The sequence below is a fragment of the Streptomyces sp. Ru62 genome, assembly GCF_002920615.1.
Classification (GTDB): domain Bacteria; phylum Actinomycetota; class Actinomycetes; order Streptomycetales; family Streptomycetaceae; genus Streptomyces.
Map to the genome: position 1 here is coordinate 101419 of NZ_PQSU01000027.1, position 16014 is coordinate 117432.

Consider the following 16014-nt stretch of genomic DNA (forward strand, 5'->3'; position numbering starts at 1 on the left):
CTGCATGGCAGGTCCCCGCAGCGGGCGGGGACCCAGGTCAGGGGAGAAACCATGCCGCACACGAAGCGCCGTCGCCTCGTGACAACCGCCCTCGCCGTGTCCCTCGGCGCCACCGCCCTCGCCGCCTGCGGTTCCGGGGACGACACCAAGGCCGAGTCGGGTCCCGTCTCGCTCACGTACTGGACCTGGACACCCGGCATGGACAAGGTCGTGGACCTGTGGAACAAGGGGCCGGGGAAGAAGGACCGGATCACCGTGACAGTGAAGAAGCAGGCATCCGGCGACACGCTGGTCACCAAGATCCTCACCGCGCACAAGGCGAAGAAGGCCCCCGACCTGGTGCAGGCCGAGTACCAGGCGCTGCCGACGCTGGTCAGCAACGACGCCCTCGCCGACATCTCCGGGGAGGTCGGCGACGTCAAGGGCAAGTTCGCCGAGGGCGTCTGGCAGCAGACCACCCTCGGCACGGACGCGGTCTACGCGGTGCCGCAGGACATCGGCCCGATGATGTTCTACTACCGCGAGGACCTCTTCAAGCGTTACGGCCTCAAGGTCCCCACCACCTGGGAGCAGTTCGCCGAGACCGCCCGCCTGCTGAAGAAGAAGGCGCCGGACAAGGACCTGACCACCTTCTCCGCCAACGACTCCGGTCTCTTCGCCGGCCTCGCCCAGCAGGCCGGCGCCAAGTGGTGGACCACCTCCGGCGACAAGTGGAAGGTCGGCATCGACGACGCCGCCACCCGGAAGGTCGCGGAGTTCTGGGGCGGTCTGGTCAAGGAGGGCGTCATCGACAACCAGCCGATGTACACCCCGTCCTGGAACAAGGCGCTGAACACCGGCAAGCAGATCGCCTGGGTGAGTGCCGTGTGGGCGCCCGGCACCCTCACCACGGCGGCGCCGGACACCAAGGGCAAGTGGGCCATGGCCCCGCTCCCCCAGTGGTCGGCCGACCAGGACGTCACCGGCAGCTGGGGCGGCTCCTCGACGGCGGTCACCACCGACTCCGCGCACAAGGAGGCCGCCGCCGAGTTCGCGGCCTGGCTGAACACCGACCACGACGCCCTGAACGCGCTGGCGAAGGAGGGCGGCATCTACCCGGCCTCCACTTCGGCCCAGCTCAGCGGCGCCTTCTCCAACCCGCCGGCGTACTTCTCCAACCAAGCGGACTTCTACACCAGGGCCGCCGACATCGCGAAGACCACCGCGCCGTCCGCGTGGGGCCCGAACGTGAACGTCGCCTACACCTCCTTCAAGGACGCCTTCGGCGCCGCCGCCAAGAACAAGTCGGACTTCACCGCCGCCCTGAGGAAGATGCAGGACGACACGGTCGCCGACATGAAGAAGCAGGGCTTCGAGGTCGCTCGGTGAGCGGCTCCACCAGCCGGAGGTCGTACGGGGTCAAGGGGGCCCCGTACGGCTTCCTCCTCCCCGCCGCGATCCTGTTCGCCCTCTTCTTCGCGCTGCCCATCGGCTACGCCGTCTGGCTCAGCTTCCGCAAGGTGCGCGTCTCCGGCCTCGGCCTGGGGTCGGGCGCCCGGAAGGAGGTGTGGGCCGGCTTCGAGAACTACACCGGGGCCCTCCGGGACAGCGAACTGCTGGACGGCGCACTGCGCGTGCTCGGCTACGGCTGCATCGTCGTCCCGGTGATGCTCGGCCTCGCGCTGCTCTTCGCGCTGATGCTGGACTCCGACAAGGTGCGCCTCGCCCCGTTCACCCGGCTCGCGATCTTCCTGCCGTACGCCATCCCCGGCGTGGTGGCCGCGCTGCTGTGGGGCTTCCTGTACCTGCCGGACGTCAGCCCGTTCTACTTCGTGCTCGACAAGCTCGGCCTGCCGCAGCCGGACCTGCTGGACGGCGGTCCGCTGTATCTCGCCCTGTCGAACATCGCGGTCTGGGGCGGTACCGGCTTCAACATGATCGTCATCTACACCTCGCTGCGGTCCATCCCGGCCGAGGTCTACGAGGCGGCCAGGCTGGACGGCGCCACCCCGTTGCAGATCGCGGTGCGGATCAAGATCCCGATGGTGGCGCCCTCACTGGTGCTGACCTTCTTCTTCTCGATCATCGCGACCCTCCAGGTGTTCAACGAGCCGACCACCCTGAAGCCCCTCACCAACTCGGTCAACACGACCTGGAGCCCGCTGATGAAGGTGTACCAGGACGCCTTCGGCCGGAACGACGTCTACTCTGCGGCGGCCGAGGCCACGCTGATCGCCGTGGTCACGCTGCTGCTGTCGTTCGGCTTCCTGCGGGCCGCCAACCGCCGGAACAAGCAGGAGGCAGCGGGATGAGCACCCTCGCCGTCCGCAAGGCGGCCCCGGCCGCCGGCACCACCCCGGGTACCGCGCAGGGCCCCCCGCTGCGCCGCCGGATCGCGCTGATCCCGACGGTCACGCTGCTGCTCGGCGCGGTGTACACCCTTCTCCCGGTCGCCTGGGTGGTGATCGCGTCGACGAAGTCCGGGCACGAGCTGTTCTCCACGTTCACCTTCCTGCCCGGCACCGGCTTCGCCGACAACCTCAAGGACCTGAACGCCTACCGGGGCGGGATCTACTGGGAGTGGATGGGCAACTCCGCGCTGTACGCCGGTCTCGGCGCCCTGCTGTCCACCGCCGTGTCGGCGTTCAGCGGCTACGCGCTGGCGACCTACCGCTTCAAGGGCCGCGAGACGATGTTCAACGTCCTGCTCGCGGGCGTCCTGATGCCGCCGGTGATCCTCGCGATCCCGCAGTACCTGCTGCTGGCGAAGGCCGACCTCACGGACTCCTACCTGTCCGTGCTGCTGCCGCAGATCCTCTCCCCGTACGGCGTCTACCTGGCCCGGATCTACGCCTCCGCCGCCGTGCCTGCCGATGTGGTGGAGGCCGGGCGGATGGACGGGGCGAGCGAGTGGCGGATCTTCACCCGGGTCGCGCTGCCGATGATGGTCCCCGGCATGGTCACGGTGTTCCTGTTCCAGTTCGTGGCGATCTGGAACAACTTCCTGTTGCCGTTCATCATGCTGAGCGACGACGAGAAGTTCCCGCTCACGCTGGGTCTGTACACACTGCTGGAGCAGGGCTCCAACACGCCCGCGCTGTACACCCTGGTGATCACCGGGGCGTTCCTCGCGGTGCTCCCGCTGATCGCCCTCTTCCTGGTCGTCCAGCGCTTCTGGAGCCTCGATCTGCTGTCCGGGGCCGTAAAGTCATGACCATGAGCAATGCGGGGGGCCGGCGCAGACCGCCGACGATCCACGACGTGGCGCGCGAGGCAGGCGTCTCGCGCGGCACCGTCTCACGTGTGCTCAACGGCGGCCACTACGTCAGCCCCGCCGCCCAGGAGGCGGTCAACGCCGCCATCCGCAAGACCGGGTACGTCGTGAACCGGCACGCCCGTTCGCTGATCACGGGCCGCTCCGACTCGGTGGGCTTCCTGCTGACCGAGCCGCAGGAGCGGTTCTTCGAGGACCCCAACTTCAACGTCCTGCTGCGCGGTTGCACTCAGGCACTGGCCGCGCACGACGTCCCGCTGCTGCTGATGCTCGCGGGCACCGAGGACGAACGGCGGCGCATCACGCGGTACATCACCGCGGGGCACGTCGACGGGGTGCTGCTCGTCTCCAGCCACTCCGGCGATCCGGTCGCCGAGGAGCTGCGGAAGGCGGGCGTGCCGCTGGTGGCCTGCGGCAAGCCGATCGGGCTCGGCTCCAAGGTGAGTTACGTGGCCGCCGACGACCGGGACGGCGCCCGGGACATGGTCCGGCACCTGCTGTCCCTGGGGCGGCGGCGGATCGGGGTGGTCACCGGGCCGCTGGACACCCCAGGCGGTGTGGAGCGGCTCGCCGGGTACCGGGAGGTGCTCGCCGAGGCGGGCGTCGCGGCCGACGAGCGGCTCGTCGTCTCCGGCGACTACAGCCGGGCCAGCGGTGAGGCGGGCGCGGAGCGGCTGCTGGCGCAGGCGCCGGACATGGACGCCGTGTTCGTCGCCTCCGACCTGATGGCGCAGGGGGTGCTGGCGGCCCTGCACCGGGCCGGGAAGCGGGTGCCCGAGGACATCGCCGTCGGCGGCTTCGACGACTCGCCGGCGGCGACCGCCGCCACCCCGGCGCTCACCACCATCCGGCAGCCTTGGGACCGGATCAGCAACGAGATGGTGCGGGTGCTGCTCGCCCAGATCGGCGGTGAGGACCCGGCGGCGGTGATCCTGCCGACGGAGCTGGTCAAGCGCGACTCGACGTGACGTCGGGTGCGCTCCGGCGCACCTCCCGGCAGCTGACCCGCGGCGAGGCGCCGTACGGCACCACGGCGGTCTCGGTGCCGGTGACGGTGCCGTCCAGGCACAGGTGCGCGCCCATGATCCGCAGGTCGAGCGTGAAGCCCACACCGCCGGCGGACCGCCGGGGACCGTCCGTGCGTTCGTCGAGGTAGCCGAGGCCGCGCAGCGCTTCCTGGACCTGGTCCGGGGTGGGACCGGGCGTCTTCTCCAGGGCGTCGGTGATCCTGCGGGCGTGGGCGCGGGCCGCGCACTTCTCGACGCCGCTCGGCGCAACCTCCGCACGGGGGTTCACGGGGGAGCCGGTGGCGTCCGGGACGGGCGGGGCGCCGGGCAGCGTGGGCAAGGGCGTGGGCGGGCCGCCACGGACCGGCTGCCGGCGCCGTCCTTCCCCGCCTGCTCCCCGCCCTCTCGTTCGCTGCCGCACGCGGCGAGGACCAACGCGCACAGGGCGAGCGGCACCGCGCGGCCGGCGGCGCGGGTGAGCCTAACGGAGCGCGGCGCACGGGTGCGTGTGGTGAAGAGTGGCTTCATCCCGGCACTCTCGGATGCGTGCGGCTCCCCGGCATGAGTACGGCTGCTCAGGTACGGCTCCCAGGTGTGCGTGCGGCGTTGCGGCGGGGTGGCGCCCGTGCGGGCGAGAAGGCCCCGCCCGAAGCGGTCAGGATCGGAGAAGCCGCGGCGGGCTCCCCGGCCCTAGCGTGGGAGCACCGGCGGGGGACCGTCGGATCCCGCGTCTCGAAGGAGTGAGCACCATGACCGCCGGCCTGCAGACGATCATCTACCCGGTGAAGGACCTGGACCGCGCCAAGGCCCTGTTCGGCGCGCTGCTGGGTGTCGAGCCGTACGCGGACGAGCCGTACTACGTCGGTTTCAAGGCCGCCGGCCAGGACGTCGGCCTGGACCCGAACGGGCACGCCAAGGGCATGACCGGGCCGGTGCCGTACTGGCACGTGACGGATCTGCGGGAGCGGCTCGCGGCGCTGCTGGCGGCGGGCGCCGAGCTGCTGCAGGACGCGCAGGACGTCGGCGGCGGCCGGCTGATCGCCTCTGTGAAGGACGCCGACGGCAACCTCGTCGGGCTGCTCCAGGACGCGACGGCCTGACGTCACCACGCCCCCCGCGCCCAGTACTAGTTGCATACTCAACGATTGGCCGGATCGGTGCTACCGTGCGGGTATGGCAGGCACGACGGCCGAGACCCGGCTCGAAGAACGCTGGCGGGACATCCTCGCGGTGCACGCGCGCACGATGTGCGAGATCGACCGCGCCCTGCATCCGCACGGTCTGGGCGCCAGCGACTTCGAGGTGCTGGACATCCTGGCGACGGAGTCGCCCCGGCAGGGTGACCAGTGCCGGGTGCAGAACCTGGTCGGCCGGGTGCATCTCAGCCAGAGCGCGCTGTCCCGGCTCATCGGCCGGCTGGAGAAGGACGGCCTGGTGGAGCGCTCGGTGTGCGCGGAGGACCGGCGCGGGGTGTGGGTCGCGCTCACTTCCAAGGGCCGGGCGCTGCACGCCGAGGTACTGCCGGTGCAGCGGGCGGTCCTGCGGCGGATGCTGGCCCGGCAGCGCGGGACCCACCCCGGAGAACCGGCCGCCTAGAGCACCAGCTCCGTCCCGTCCGGCAGGATCTCGGCGCCGTATCCGGCCACGCGCGCGCGTGCGGGTGAGGCGGGGTCCAGGAGCGGGTTGGTGTTGTTGAGGTGGGTGTAGATCCGGCGCGCGCCGGGATACCGGGCCAGTGCGGCCAGCGAGCCCTGCGGACCGGTGACCGGCAGGTGGCCCATGGCGGCCTGACCGGCGCCGGGGCGCACCGCCGTGCCCATCTCGTCGGCGGCGAAGAAGGTGCCGTCCAGCAGCACGCAGCCGGCCTCGGCGCACAGCCCGTCCAGGACGGGGCTCCAGGCGCCGACGCAGGGCGCGTACACCAGCACTCCCCCGGTGGCCAGGTCCTCGACGCGGTACGCCGTCACCCACGGTCCCGGCTCCGTGGACGCCTGGTCCGGCACGTACTTCGGGACCTTCACCCCCACCGGATGGGCGGTCACCACGAGTCCGCCGGCCAGCACGAAACCGCCGTCGGCCAGGCTGTCGGCCCACTCCCAGGGGGCGTAGCGGTCCAGTGCGGCGCGGGCGGGGGCGAGAACGGCGCGCACCGGGGGCGCGGCGTAGATCTTCAGGCCCGCCGCCCCGCGCAGCTCGGTCAGGCCGGTCACGTGGTCGGCCTCGGCGTCGGTGAGCAGCACGCCGCGCAGCGGCGTGTCCCGGGGTCCGGGGCCGGGCCACAGGGCCCGGGTGGCGGCGAGCTGGATCCGCAGGTCCGGGGATGCGTTCAGCAGCCACCAGTCGCGGCCGTTGCCGGTGACGGCGGCGCACTCCTGTGTGCGGGAGGGCAGCCTGCCGTCCCGGGCGGCGGCGCACAGCGCGCAGGCGCAGTTCCACTGCGGGAAGCCGCCCCCGGCGGCGGTGCCCAGCAGGACGACCTTCACGACCATCGGCTCCTTCGCGCTCGCCCGATTCGTCTCCCGCTGGGATCTTCCCGCCGGAAGGGCCGGTGACCACCGGCGCCGGGGAGCACTTCCGGCCGTCCTGGACCGGGACACCTCGCTGTTCGCGCGCCGGTGCGCGCGGTGTGTGGGCGTGCGCCGGGCTTCGGCGTGGGGGCGTAGCCCTCAGCGTGCGGGCGTCCCCCGGCTCAGCGTGGGGACGTAGCCCGGCTTCAGCGTGGGGGCGTACGGCCGGGATTCAGCGTCCGCGTCCCTCAGGGACGGCGGATCACCGGGCCAGCAGGGTGCGTACCCCCTGGGAGGTGAGGGTCAGCCCGTGCGCGGAGCTGCCGTCGATGGCCAGGGAGAGGTCTCCCTCGGGCCACTGGGCGGCGAGCGCGCCGAGCGGGATCAGGCGGTAGCGCGAGACGAACGGCAGCAGCTCGGCCATCTCGCCCTCCGTGGTGAACACCGGGACGACCGGGTCGCCCCCGGGCTGTTCCAGGACGGGCAGCGCCACCGTCGAGGCGTCGGCGCCTTCTCCGTCCACCGCGTCGTCCGGTACGGGGACGAGCACGTCACTGTGGGCGAGGGTGTCCAGGGCGGCCTGGTCCTCGGCGTTCTCGGCCAGCGCGTCCAGTGCCTGCTGGGCCGGCGTCGGCTGGGCGTCGTGTGCGGGTGTCTCCATGGCTGGTCCCCAGGTAGCGGCGGTCGTACGGGCCGTCCGGGCGGGCTGGTGCCCGGACGGGCTCCCGCCTCGCGTACCCGGTGGGGTCCCCGGCATGCGTGGGGATCGGCGGCAGGTCCGGTGACGAGGCGGTGGACCCGGCGACGGCCGGGGAACGACCAGGTGAGCGCGGCACGACCAGTACCGCCGATCACCCCTCACGCGCGTGCGCCCCGATCGGCGGGCCGCACGACGTACCGGGCGTGACCTGGCTCGACGCGCCGACGCCGCAGGACGTGGACGAGTACGCCACGGTGCTCGCGTCGAGCTGGACGGGGAGCTCGGCCGCTACCGGGTACGGGGCGCACGCACCTGACGCGGAGGGCACCCGTCCCAGGTGCTCGCCGGGCGACCGCTCACCGCCGGTGGCCCGGGCGGGACACCGGTCACGGCCCGGCCTGCGCGAGCAGGTCGTCGATGGCGGTGACCCGGACCAGCGGCCGGTAGAGCTCCATGATCTGCAGGGCCTTGACGTGGGAGTCGTCGTCCACGCCGGCGCAGGCGTCCGCCACGACCAGCACCTCGGCGCCGGCGTCCGCGGCGGCGAGGGCGGTGGAGAGCACGCAGCACTCGGTGCTGACGCCGGCCAGTACCAGCCGGCCGTCCGGGCCGGTGCGGCCGGCGAGTTCGGGGGTCCACTTGCCGAAGGTGGCGGTGTCGATGACGTGGTCCGCGAGACCGGTGAACTCGTCGGTCAGCGCCCAGAGTCCGGCGTCGGGGGGCCGAAGGGCGAAGGGCCACTGGTCGTAGTAGGCACGCCAGGCGCCGGCCGGCCGCTCCGGGGCCAGGAAGCGTGTGAAGGTGACGCGGCCGGCGAAGGCCGGCAGCAGGGCCCGTACGCCGGCTGCCGCGTCGGCGTACCGGGGGGTGGCCCAGGGGCTCGCCGGGTCGGCGAACACGCGCTGCATGTCGATGACGGCGAGATGTCCGGGGCTCCTGCGGGGCACCCGGGCGCCGGGGTGCCCGGCGCTCATGGGTTCAGCACCCCTTCGTCGAGCGCCGGGCTCGGTTCCCGGGCCTCCTGGGAGCGGACCCGGGCCCGGCCCAGGAGCAGCGTGCCGACGAAGGTGAGGGCCAGGGCGACGAGGACGCCCAGGTTGGCGGAGGCCCAGGCACCGGTCCTGCCGCCGAGACCGAACGGCTCCAGCAGGTAGCCCTGCCAGGTCAGCCAGCGCGCGGCGCTGTTGGTGACCAGGCCCCAGCCGACCGCCGTGGCGGCGAGGGTGAGGACCAGCGGGCGGAGGGGGACGTCGCCGTAGCGGCCGTGCGGGCGGAACAGGTCGCCGTCGTCGTAGTCGCGGCGGCGCAGGGCCAGGTCGGCGAGCATGACGCCGGCCCACGCGGCGATGGGCACGCCGAGGGTGGTGAGGAAGCCCATGAACTGGACGAGGAAGGTGTCGGCGAAGAACACGATGTAGATCGCGCCGGCGATCATCAGCACGCCATCGAAGAGCGCGGCCAGATAGCGGGGCACCCGCAGGCCGGCGGAGAGCAGGGCCAGGCCGGAGGAGTAGATGTCGAGGACGGCGCCGCCGACCAGACCGAGGACGGCGACCAGGGCGAACGGCACCAGGAACCAGGTCGGCAGGAGTGTCGCCAGCGCCCCGATCGGATCGGCCGAGATGGCCTTGCTCAGCCCAGCGGAGGAACCGGCCAGCAGCAGGCCGAGCACCAGCAGGACGAGCGGGGCCAGGGAGCCGCCGAAGGCGGTCCAGCCGATCACGCCCCGGCTGGAGGAGTCGCGGGGCAGATAGCGGGAGTAGTCGGCGGCGGCGTTGACCCAGCCGAGGCCGAAGCCGGTCATCATGAACACCAGCGCGCCGATGAACTCCTGCGCCGAGCCCGCCGGGACGGCCTCGACCGTGCTCCAGTGGATGTGGTCGGCGACGAGGACGACGTAGACGATCGTGAGCGCGCCGGTGACCACGGTGATCCAGGTCTGCAACCGCATGATCAGGTCGAAGCCCATGACCCCGCCGACGACGGTCAGCGCGGCCACCACCATGAGGGCGACCGCCTTCGTCTCGGTGCCGCCGCCCCAGCCCAGGCTGTCGAAGACGGTCGCGGTGGCCAGCGTGGCGAGCGCGGTGAGGACGGTCTCCCAGCCGACGGTGAGCATCCAGGAGACGACGGACGGCAGCCGGTTGCCGCGCACGCCGTAGGCGGCCCGGCTGAGCACCATGGTGGGGGCCGAGCCGCGCTTCCCGGCGACCGCCACGAAGCCGCAGAGCAGGAACGAGACGGCGATGCCGAGCACGCCGGACAGGACGGCCTGCCAGAAGGAGATGCCGAAGCCGAACGCGAAGGCGCCGTAGCTGAGTCCGAGCACGGACACGTTGGCCCCGAACCAGGGCCAGAACAGGGAGCCCGGGGTGCCCCGGCGCTCCGAGTCCGCGATCACGTCGAGCCCGTGCGTCTCCAACTGGAGGGGACGGCCGGTGGCTCCGCCGTCGGCAGGACCGGTCGCTCCTCCGTCCAGAGGGCCGGTGGCTCCGCCGTCGAGAGGGTCGTGCGGGTGCGTCATCGCCGAGCCACCTGCCCTACCTGTCCGGACGTGTTCGATCACGCTAGGTCTGCCCTCGGGGGCACGGGAGCAAGCCCGGTTCAGCCGGTCAGCGGTCGAACTCCTCCTGGATCGGGGTCTTCGGCTCCTCCCGCAGATGCTGGGAGAGTCCCGGCTTGCCGCCCTGCCGTGCCTGTTCCGCCCGCTGGGTGGCGTTGGTGCCGAGGTCCGAGTCCGGGTCCACCCGGACCGACCTCGCCACGTCCGCGCGGTTGGTGTACTCCTCGGCGGGGATGCCGCGCAGGGCCTTCACGACCTCCTCGGAGGCTCCCGCCTCCCGCGCGGCCGAGACCAGCCGGTCCTTGTCCGCCGGGTAGGTCACGTCCTTCAGCGCGTCCAGCACCTCGGGAACGCTGGTGTGTGCCATGCCCATGACGCCTCCCTACGCGTCGCCGCTCTCGTCTGCGGTCTCTTCCGGCTGCTCGTCCGCGGGGTCCGCTCCTTCCGCCTGTGACGGAGTGGTGCGGGGCGGCTGATCGGCCTCGGGGGCACCCGGCTCCGGTTCGCCCTCGGCCTGGGAAGGGGTGTTCTCGCTCATCGGATGCTCTCCGTCCTCTCACGCGTGCGCGCTGTTCCGGAGCCCCGGGTACCCGGGCGACGCGGCACCCATCACCCGCGGAATCTCTGAATCCGCTTCCGCCGGATGGGTACCTGACCAGTCCGGCGCAGCATGCGGCGCCGGCCCGATGATCCTGAACCAACTCACCGCCTGGAGGAGCCATGGCGGGTATCACCCCACCTGACCTGCAGAAAGCCCTGTCGGGCGCGGATTACCCGGCCACTTCCGACCAGCTTCGGAAGGTCGCCGAGAACAACCACGCCCCCAAGGAGATCACCGAGCGGATCTCTCACCTCGGGAAGAAGAAGTTCGAGAACCCCGCCGAGGTCAGCAAGGCCGTCTTCCAGAACGAGTGACGGCACCGGACACGGGTGCGCGGCGGCCGGGGGCTTGCGCTCCGGCCGCCGCGCGGTGGTCAGCGGGGGCCGGGACCGTCGCCGGACCGCACGGTGGGCAGGGCGAGGGAGACCGGGCCGGGGGCACCCGTGCTGCTCTTGCAGGAGTCGTGGCAGTCCTGCTCCAGGCTGCAGCACAGTGAGCAGACCGCGCCCCGGTGGAAGGGGCAGGCGGCCATGTCCGGCCGTTCGAAGCCGGTCGCGCAGACGGAACAGGTCAGGACGGCGGCCGAGGGCAGCCCGTCCGCGCCGAGCGGCGGCTCGGACAGGTCGTCGGTGCGGGCGAGGTAGTAGCGGCCCCGGGTGAGCACCGCGAACAGCGGTGAGAGCACCATGGCCAGGAACAGCGCGATGAACGGCGAGAACGCCTTGCCGTACGCGCCGAATGCCTCGAAGTACGCGGCGATGGAGACCGCCGAGGCGATCAGCATCGAGCCGAAGCCGACCGGGTTGAAGTGGTACAGGTGCGCCCGCTTGAACTCGATGTACGACGGGCTCAGTCCGAGCGGCTTGTTGACGACCAGATCGGCGACGACCGCGCCGATCCAGGCGATGGCGACGTTGGAGTAGAAGCCGAGGACGGTGTTGAGGAAGCCGAAGACGCCACCCTCCATCAGCGCGAGCGCTATGCCGACGTTGAGGAAGATGTAGACGACGCGGCCCGGATGACGGTGTGTCAGCCGCGAGAAGAAGTTCGACCAGGACAGGGAACCGGAGTACGCGTTCGTCGAGTTGATCTTCACTTGGGAGAGGATGACGAAGAAGGTGGCCAGGCCCAGGGCGACCGGCGCGGCGAACGTCCCGAACCCGTGGACGTACTGCTGGATCGGCTCGTTCGCCTTGCCCAGTCCCACGCTGCCGGCGATGTAGAAGGCCAGGAAGGCGCCGCCGATCTGCTTCAGCGCCCCGAGGACCACCCAGCCGGGGCCGGCGCCGAGCACCGCGGCCCACCAACGCCTGCCGTTCTCCGGGGTCTTGTCGGGCATGAAGCGCAGATAGTCGACCTGCTCCCCGATCTGCGCGATGAGCGACAGCGCGACGCCCGCGCCCGCCCCGACACCGAGCATGCTGATCGTCGAGCCGGTGGGCGAGTCGCCCGCGAAGTGCGTGAACTCCGAGAACTTTCCGGGCTCCTGGATCGCGATGGACACGAACGGGGCCACCATCAGCACCAGCCAGACCGGCTGCGTCCACACCTGCATCTTCGACAGGGCGGTCATGCCGTGGACGACGAGCGGCAGGATGACGAGGGAACACAGGACGTAGCCGACGGCGAGCGGGATGTGCAGGCCCAGTTCCAGCGCCTGCGCCATGATGGAGCCTTCGAGGGCGAAGAAGATGAAGGTGAAGCTCGCGTAGATCACCGAGGTGAGGGTCGAGCCGAGGTACCCGAAGCCCGCGCCCCGGGTCAGCAGGTCCATGTCGATGGAGTACTTCGCCGAGTAGTACGAGATCGGGATGCCGGTGAGGAAGATGACCACCGCGGCGGTCAGGATCGCCACCAGGGCGCTGGTGAAGCCGTGCGAGACGGCGATCGAGCCGCCGATGGCGAAGTCCGCGAGGTAGGCGATACCGCCGAGGGCCGTGGTGGCGACGACGTACGGCGACCAGCGACGGAAGGACTTGGGCGCGTACCGCAGCGAGTAGTCCTCCAGCGTGTCGTTCTGCGTCCAGCCGTTGTACGTACGACCGCCGGGCGGGGCCGGTGGCGCTTGGGTGTCGACGATCTCCGTCACGGCACTCCCCTTTGCCTGCCTGCGCCCGGACGGCCCGGGGCAGTGCAGGAAGGTTCGTGCCGCGGTATTGCCCGGCTGTTTCGCGGCCTTTACAACACGGCGACCTGGCGAGAGGTGACATCCGTCACAGCGGAGTCGGCGACTAAGCGGGCCGGATAGTAGGTGCGGCTCCCACGACATATGGGATTTGTCCGGCTTGCCGTAGCCGTGCGCGGCGGCTCGAACGGTGGCACGCGTACCGCCCGGCACCTCGTCCCATCACCCGACCCGGGCGCGGATCTGACGGTCCGGCAGCGTTGCGCAAACGTCGCTGTCGCGAAGTCGGCATCTCTCGGCCCGTCTGACAAGGGTCGCGCGGCTCTACGGGGCGCGGTAGTAGAAGCACCCTTTGCACTCGGTGTGAAGCCGTCTTGAGAATGAGCCCTCCGCGATCACCGAGTGAGGTTGACGTATGGGCCAGCACCGCAAGACGAAGCACTACCGGCGAATAGTCGTCACCGCCGCCGCCATCGGCGCCGTGGGCGTGCCATCCGTCGCCCTGGCCTGTTCCGAGTGGCCGTACGGCACGGACGACCCGGCGCAGACCACCGCGACGAGCGCACCCGTGGGACAGTGGCAGTACACGCCCAGAGATCACGACAGCAACGCTTACGCCACCGGAGCGCCGCTGACCGTCGTGCCGGAGACCAGTGTGCCGCCCGCGCCCCGGGCCACGACGCGTCCGACGACCCGGCCGAGCGGCACGCCTTGGCACGCCGAGAAGAACGCGCCTTCCCACAGGAAGAAGGCCCTGGCCCACAAGGCCCGGCAGACCGCCGCTCCCAGCACCCCCCAGACCGCCGCCCCCGCCGCGCCGAGCAGCCCGGCGCCCGCCACTTCCGCGGCCCCCGCCGCGCCCAGCAGCCCGGCGCCCACCGCCACGGCGTCCGGGGTCACCGCCGACATCGTGCGGCTCGTGAACGCCGAGCGTGCCAAGGCCGGTTGCCAGCCCCTGACCCTCAACGCGACGCTGACCAAGGCCGCGCAGGCCCACAGCGACGACATGGCGGCGCACCAGAACATGTCGCACACCGGATCCGATGGCTCGTCCCCGGGCGACCGCATCACGCGGGCCGGCTACACCTGGAGCAGCTACGGCGAGAACGTCGCCTACGGCTACAGCACGGCGGACCAGGTCATGGCGGGCTGGATGTCCAGCCCCGGCCACCGGGCCAACATCCTCAACTGCGGCTTCAAGGAGATCGGCGTCGGCCTCGCGCAGCCCGGCAGCTACTGGACGCAGGACTTCGGCACGTCCCGCTGAGCGTCGGCCCGCGGAGTCGGCCCGCTGGGCGTCGGCGGGCGGCGCGTCGGCCCGGCCGGGGCCCACGGGTTCGTCAGTCCGCCGATGCCCGTGGCCGCGCCGAGGGTGATGCCGCCCGCGGTGCGACCGTGAGGGCGCCTGGTCCTGGCCGGGCGCCCTCGGGCACAGCCCGCCGGGCAGTTTCCCCCACCCCTGACCGGGTCAGAGCTTGGCGCCGAATGCCTGGGTCCACCAGGGGCCGCCCGAGCCGTCGTGGACGCCCACGCCGATGTTCTTGAACGCGCAGTTGAGGATGTTGGCGCGGTGGCCCGGGCTGTTCATCCAGGAGTCCATCACCGCCTGCGGGGTCTGCTGGCCCTTCGCGATGTTCTCGCCGTACGTGGACCAGCGGTAGCCCGCCGCGGTGATGCGCTCGCCGGGGCCGGCGCCGTCCGGGTCGATGTGGTCGAAGTAGCCGCGGGCGGCCATGTCGTCGGAGTGGCCCTGGGCGGCCTTGTCCAGTTGGGGGTCCTCGGTGACCGGGCCGCATCCGGCGGCCGCGCGCTCCTTGTTCACCAGCGCGACCACCTGGGCCACCGTGCCGGTGGGCGCCGGCTGCGCCTGCGGGGCACTGGAGACGCGCGGAGTGGTGGGCTCGGCCGGCTCGGCCCGGGGAGTGGTGCTCTCGCGCGCGGGGCGAGGGCTCTTGGAGGCGCTCGGCTTCTTCTTCGTGCGGGACGGGGACGGGGACGCCGAGAGCGACGAGGAGGTGGCGACGGCGCTGGGTTCCGCCAGGTCGACGACGGGGGCACCGGCGGTCCGCGCGGCGGTCGCCTCCCTGGTGTCCGCCGGCCGGGAGTCGGTGCCGGAGTACCAGAGACCGCCGCCGGCCACACAGGCCGCCACCACGGCGCCCCCGACGGCCCGGCGCCGGACCCGCCGCCGTCGCCGCCGCGCCTCGCCGCGCCCGCTCGTACGACGACGGGAGGCCGCCCGGACTCCGACGGGGGCGGGGTCGCTGCGGTCGACGCCTGGTCCGGTGCTGCCGGCGTCCGACCCGGCGGTGCCGTGACCCGGCCCGTCGGCAACCGTGTCGGGGCCCGGGGCCAGGTGGGTCAGCTGAGGGGCGGCGGCTTCGGTGGTCGCGGTCAGGGTGGCCGTCGCCGAGCGCGTCGTCGCGAGGAGCGCCGACGACACCGAGACCAGTGCCAGTCCGGCCAGCAGCCCCTCCGCCGGCAGCAGGCCGCTCCACAGGCCGCCGCAGCGCGGGCACTCGCGGGCGTGCCGGGCTATTCGCTTGCGCCACAGGGCGGAGGGCAGGCCGTCCCAGGAAGCCAGCACGGCCCGCAGCTCCTCGCAGGCGGGCCGCGTGTCCAGCGCCCGTACCACCACCCGGGCCGCCTCCAGCCGCGCCTTCATCCGCTGCACCCGTACCGCCGTGTGCTGCGGCGACACCCCGAGGGCCGCGGCGACCTCCGCCCGGGTCAGCTCGCCGGCGCACTCCAGCCACCACAGCGAGAGCACCTCCCGGTCGTCCGGCTCCAGCCAGCGCGTGGCGCGCGCGGTCTCCTGGCGCTGGCCGGAGAGCTGGAGCCGGACGATGGTCAGGTCGACGAAGTCGGCGCCGGGGTCGGCGACGTCGCCGCGCTCCTCCACGGCGTCCGGGGCGAGTCGGCGGTCCTGCCAGTGCGCCCGGACCCGGTTCATCGCGATGGCCACGAGCCAGGAGCGGAAGCTCTCCGGGGTCCGCAGGTCGCCGAGCGAGCCGAGGGCCCGGAGCATGGTCTCCTGGACCACGTCGTCGACGTCGACCGAACCGTTCAGGGCCCGCCCCACGATGTTGTACACCAGCGGGAGGTAGGCGCTGACCAGGGCGTCCTGGGCCGCCGGGTCTCCCGCTCTGGCGGCGTTCACCAGTGCCGCCGGATCCACCGTGTGCTGTGTCCTCATCAGAGCTTCCCTGTCCTCGACGCCGAACGATGCTGTCCGTTACCTGGGAGACCGCTCGGTGC

17 protein-coding genes are annotated in these 16014 nt (G+C 72.1%); 8 read left to right on the plus strand and 9 right to left on the minus strand.

Annotated elements, in window-relative coordinates; all coding sequences use genetic code 11:
* The first annotated feature begins 51 nt into the window (after window positions 1–51).
* Genes C3492_RS31750 through C3492_RS31765 form a run of 4 tightly spaced genes read left to right on the plus strand, consistent with a single transcriptional unit; the run spans window position 52 to window position 4221 of the window.
* Window positions 52–1368: an ABC transporter substrate-binding protein gene (locus tag C3492_RS31750; RefSeq protein WP_103816091.1), complete on the plus strand. Its 1317-nt coding sequence runs from the start codon at window positions 52–54 to the stop codon at window positions 1366–1368.
* Window positions 1365–2291 (plus strand): carbohydrate ABC transporter permease, encoded by a 927-nt coding sequence (locus C3492_RS31755; protein ID WP_103816092.1) that lies wholly within the window; start codon window positions 1365–1367, stop codon window positions 2289–2291. Before C3492_RS31750 ends, C3492_RS31755 begins: the two co-directional genes overlap by 4 nt.
* On the plus strand, window positions 2288–3193 hold the full coding sequence (locus tag C3492_RS31760) for a carbohydrate ABC transporter permease (protein WP_103816093.1): 906 nt from the start codon (window positions 2288–2290) through the stop codon (window positions 3191–3193). Before C3492_RS31755 ends, C3492_RS31760 begins: the two co-directional genes overlap by 4 nt.
* Window positions 3190–4221: a LacI family DNA-binding transcriptional regulator gene (locus C3492_RS31765; RefSeq protein ID WP_103816094.1), complete on the plus strand. Its 1032-nt coding sequence runs from the start codon at window positions 3190–3192 to the stop codon at window positions 4219–4221. Before C3492_RS31760 ends, C3492_RS31765 begins: the two co-directional genes overlap by 4 nt.
* Here the strand turns inward: C3492_RS31765 and C3492_RS31770 are convergent.
* Window positions 4202–4549, minus strand: a complete 348-nt coding sequence (locus C3492_RS31770; protein ID WP_103816125.1) for a hypothetical protein — start codon at window positions 4547–4549, stop codon at window positions 4202–4204. The two genes, C3492_RS31765 and C3492_RS31770, sit on opposite strands and share 20 nt — an antisense overlap.
* A gap of 460 nt (window positions 4550–5009) precedes the next feature.
* On the opposite strand from C3492_RS31770, the gene C3492_RS31775 reads away from it, so the two are divergent.
* Entirely contained in the window at window positions 5010–5360 is a 351-nt protein-coding gene (locus tag C3492_RS31775; protein ID WP_103816095.1) for a VOC family protein, read from the plus strand.
* Window positions 5361–5433: 73 nt separating this feature from the next.
* A complete protein-coding gene (locus tag C3492_RS31780; RefSeq protein WP_103816096.1) occupies window positions 5434–5856 on the plus strand; it encodes a MarR family winged helix-turn-helix transcriptional regulator in 423 nt (140 codons plus the stop codon).
* Here C3492_RS31780 and pqqB read toward each other — a convergent pair.
* From pqqB to C3492_RS44850, 6 genes are all read right to left on the minus strand, one after another.
* The gene (pqqB, locus tag C3492_RS31785) at window positions 5853–6749 is read right to left on the minus strand and encodes a pyrroloquinoline quinone biosynthesis protein PqqB (RefSeq protein WP_258056014.1); all 897 of its coding nucleotides are present in this window, start codon (window positions 6747–6749) and stop codon (window positions 5853–5855) included. The genes C3492_RS31780 and pqqB overlap by 4 nt on opposite strands.
* A 280-nt stretch (window positions 6750–7029) precedes the next feature.
* Window positions 7030–7428 carry an SseB family protein gene (locus C3492_RS31790; protein ID WP_103816097.1) on the minus strand — a complete coding sequence of 133 codons (399 nt, stop codon included), beginning with the start codon at window positions 7426–7428 and terminating at the stop codon, window positions 7030–7032.
* A 425-nt stretch (window positions 7429–7853) separates the two neighbouring features.
* Complete coding sequence (locus C3492_RS31795) at window positions 7854–8441, minus strand: isochorismatase family protein (RefSeq protein ID WP_103816098.1); 588 nt, start codon at window positions 8439–8441, stop codon at window positions 7854–7856.
* Window positions 8438–9991 (minus strand): cytosine permease, encoded by a 1554-nt coding sequence (locus C3492_RS31800; protein ID WP_258056015.1) that lies wholly within the window; start codon window positions 9989–9991, stop codon window positions 8438–8440. Before C3492_RS31800 ends, C3492_RS31795 begins: the two co-directional genes overlap by 4 nt.
* An 88-nt stretch (window positions 9992–10079) precedes the next feature.
* Window positions 10080–10403, minus strand: coding sequence for a DUF2795 domain-containing protein (locus tag C3492_RS31805; protein WP_103816099.1), 324 nt, complete (start codon window positions 10401–10403; stop codon window positions 10080–10082).
* Window positions 10404–10412: 9 nt separating this feature from the next.
* On the minus strand, window positions 10413–10568 hold the full coding sequence (locus C3492_RS44850; RefSeq protein ID WP_181140654.1) for a hypothetical protein: 156 nt from the start codon (window positions 10566–10568) through the stop codon (window positions 10413–10415).
* 182 nt (window positions 10569–10750) lie between these two features.
* Here C3492_RS44850 and C3492_RS31810 point away from each other — a divergent pair, with 182 nt between their 5' ends.
* Window positions 10751–10945 carry a DUF2795 domain-containing protein gene (locus C3492_RS31810; protein ID WP_014670942.1) on the plus strand — a complete coding sequence of 65 codons (195 nt, stop codon included), beginning with the start codon at window positions 10751–10753 and terminating at the stop codon, window positions 10943–10945.
* Between the two features lie 59 nt (window positions 10946–11004).
* On the opposite strand, the gene C3492_RS31815 is transcribed toward C3492_RS31810, so the two are convergent.
* Entirely contained in the window at window positions 11005–12720 is a 1716-nt protein-coding gene (locus tag C3492_RS31815; RefSeq protein ID WP_103816100.1) for a cytosine permease, read from the minus strand.
* 451 nt (window positions 12721–13171) lie between these two features.
* Between C3492_RS31815 and C3492_RS31820 the strand changes: the two genes are divergently transcribed.
* The gene (locus tag C3492_RS31820) at window positions 13172–14023 is read left to right on the plus strand and encodes a CAP domain-containing protein (protein ID WP_103816101.1); all 852 of its coding nucleotides are present in this window, start codon (window positions 13172–13174) and stop codon (window positions 14021–14023) included.
* Between the two features lie 201 nt (window positions 14024–14224).
* Here C3492_RS31820 and C3492_RS31825 read toward each other — a convergent pair whose 3' ends face one another.
* Window positions 14225–15952 carry a sigma-70 family RNA polymerase sigma factor gene (locus tag C3492_RS31825; RefSeq protein ID WP_103816102.1) on the minus strand — a complete coding sequence of 576 codons (1728 nt, stop codon included), beginning with the start codon at window positions 15950–15952 and terminating at the stop codon, window positions 14225–14227.
* Between the last annotated feature and the right edge of the window lie 62 nt (window positions 15953–16014).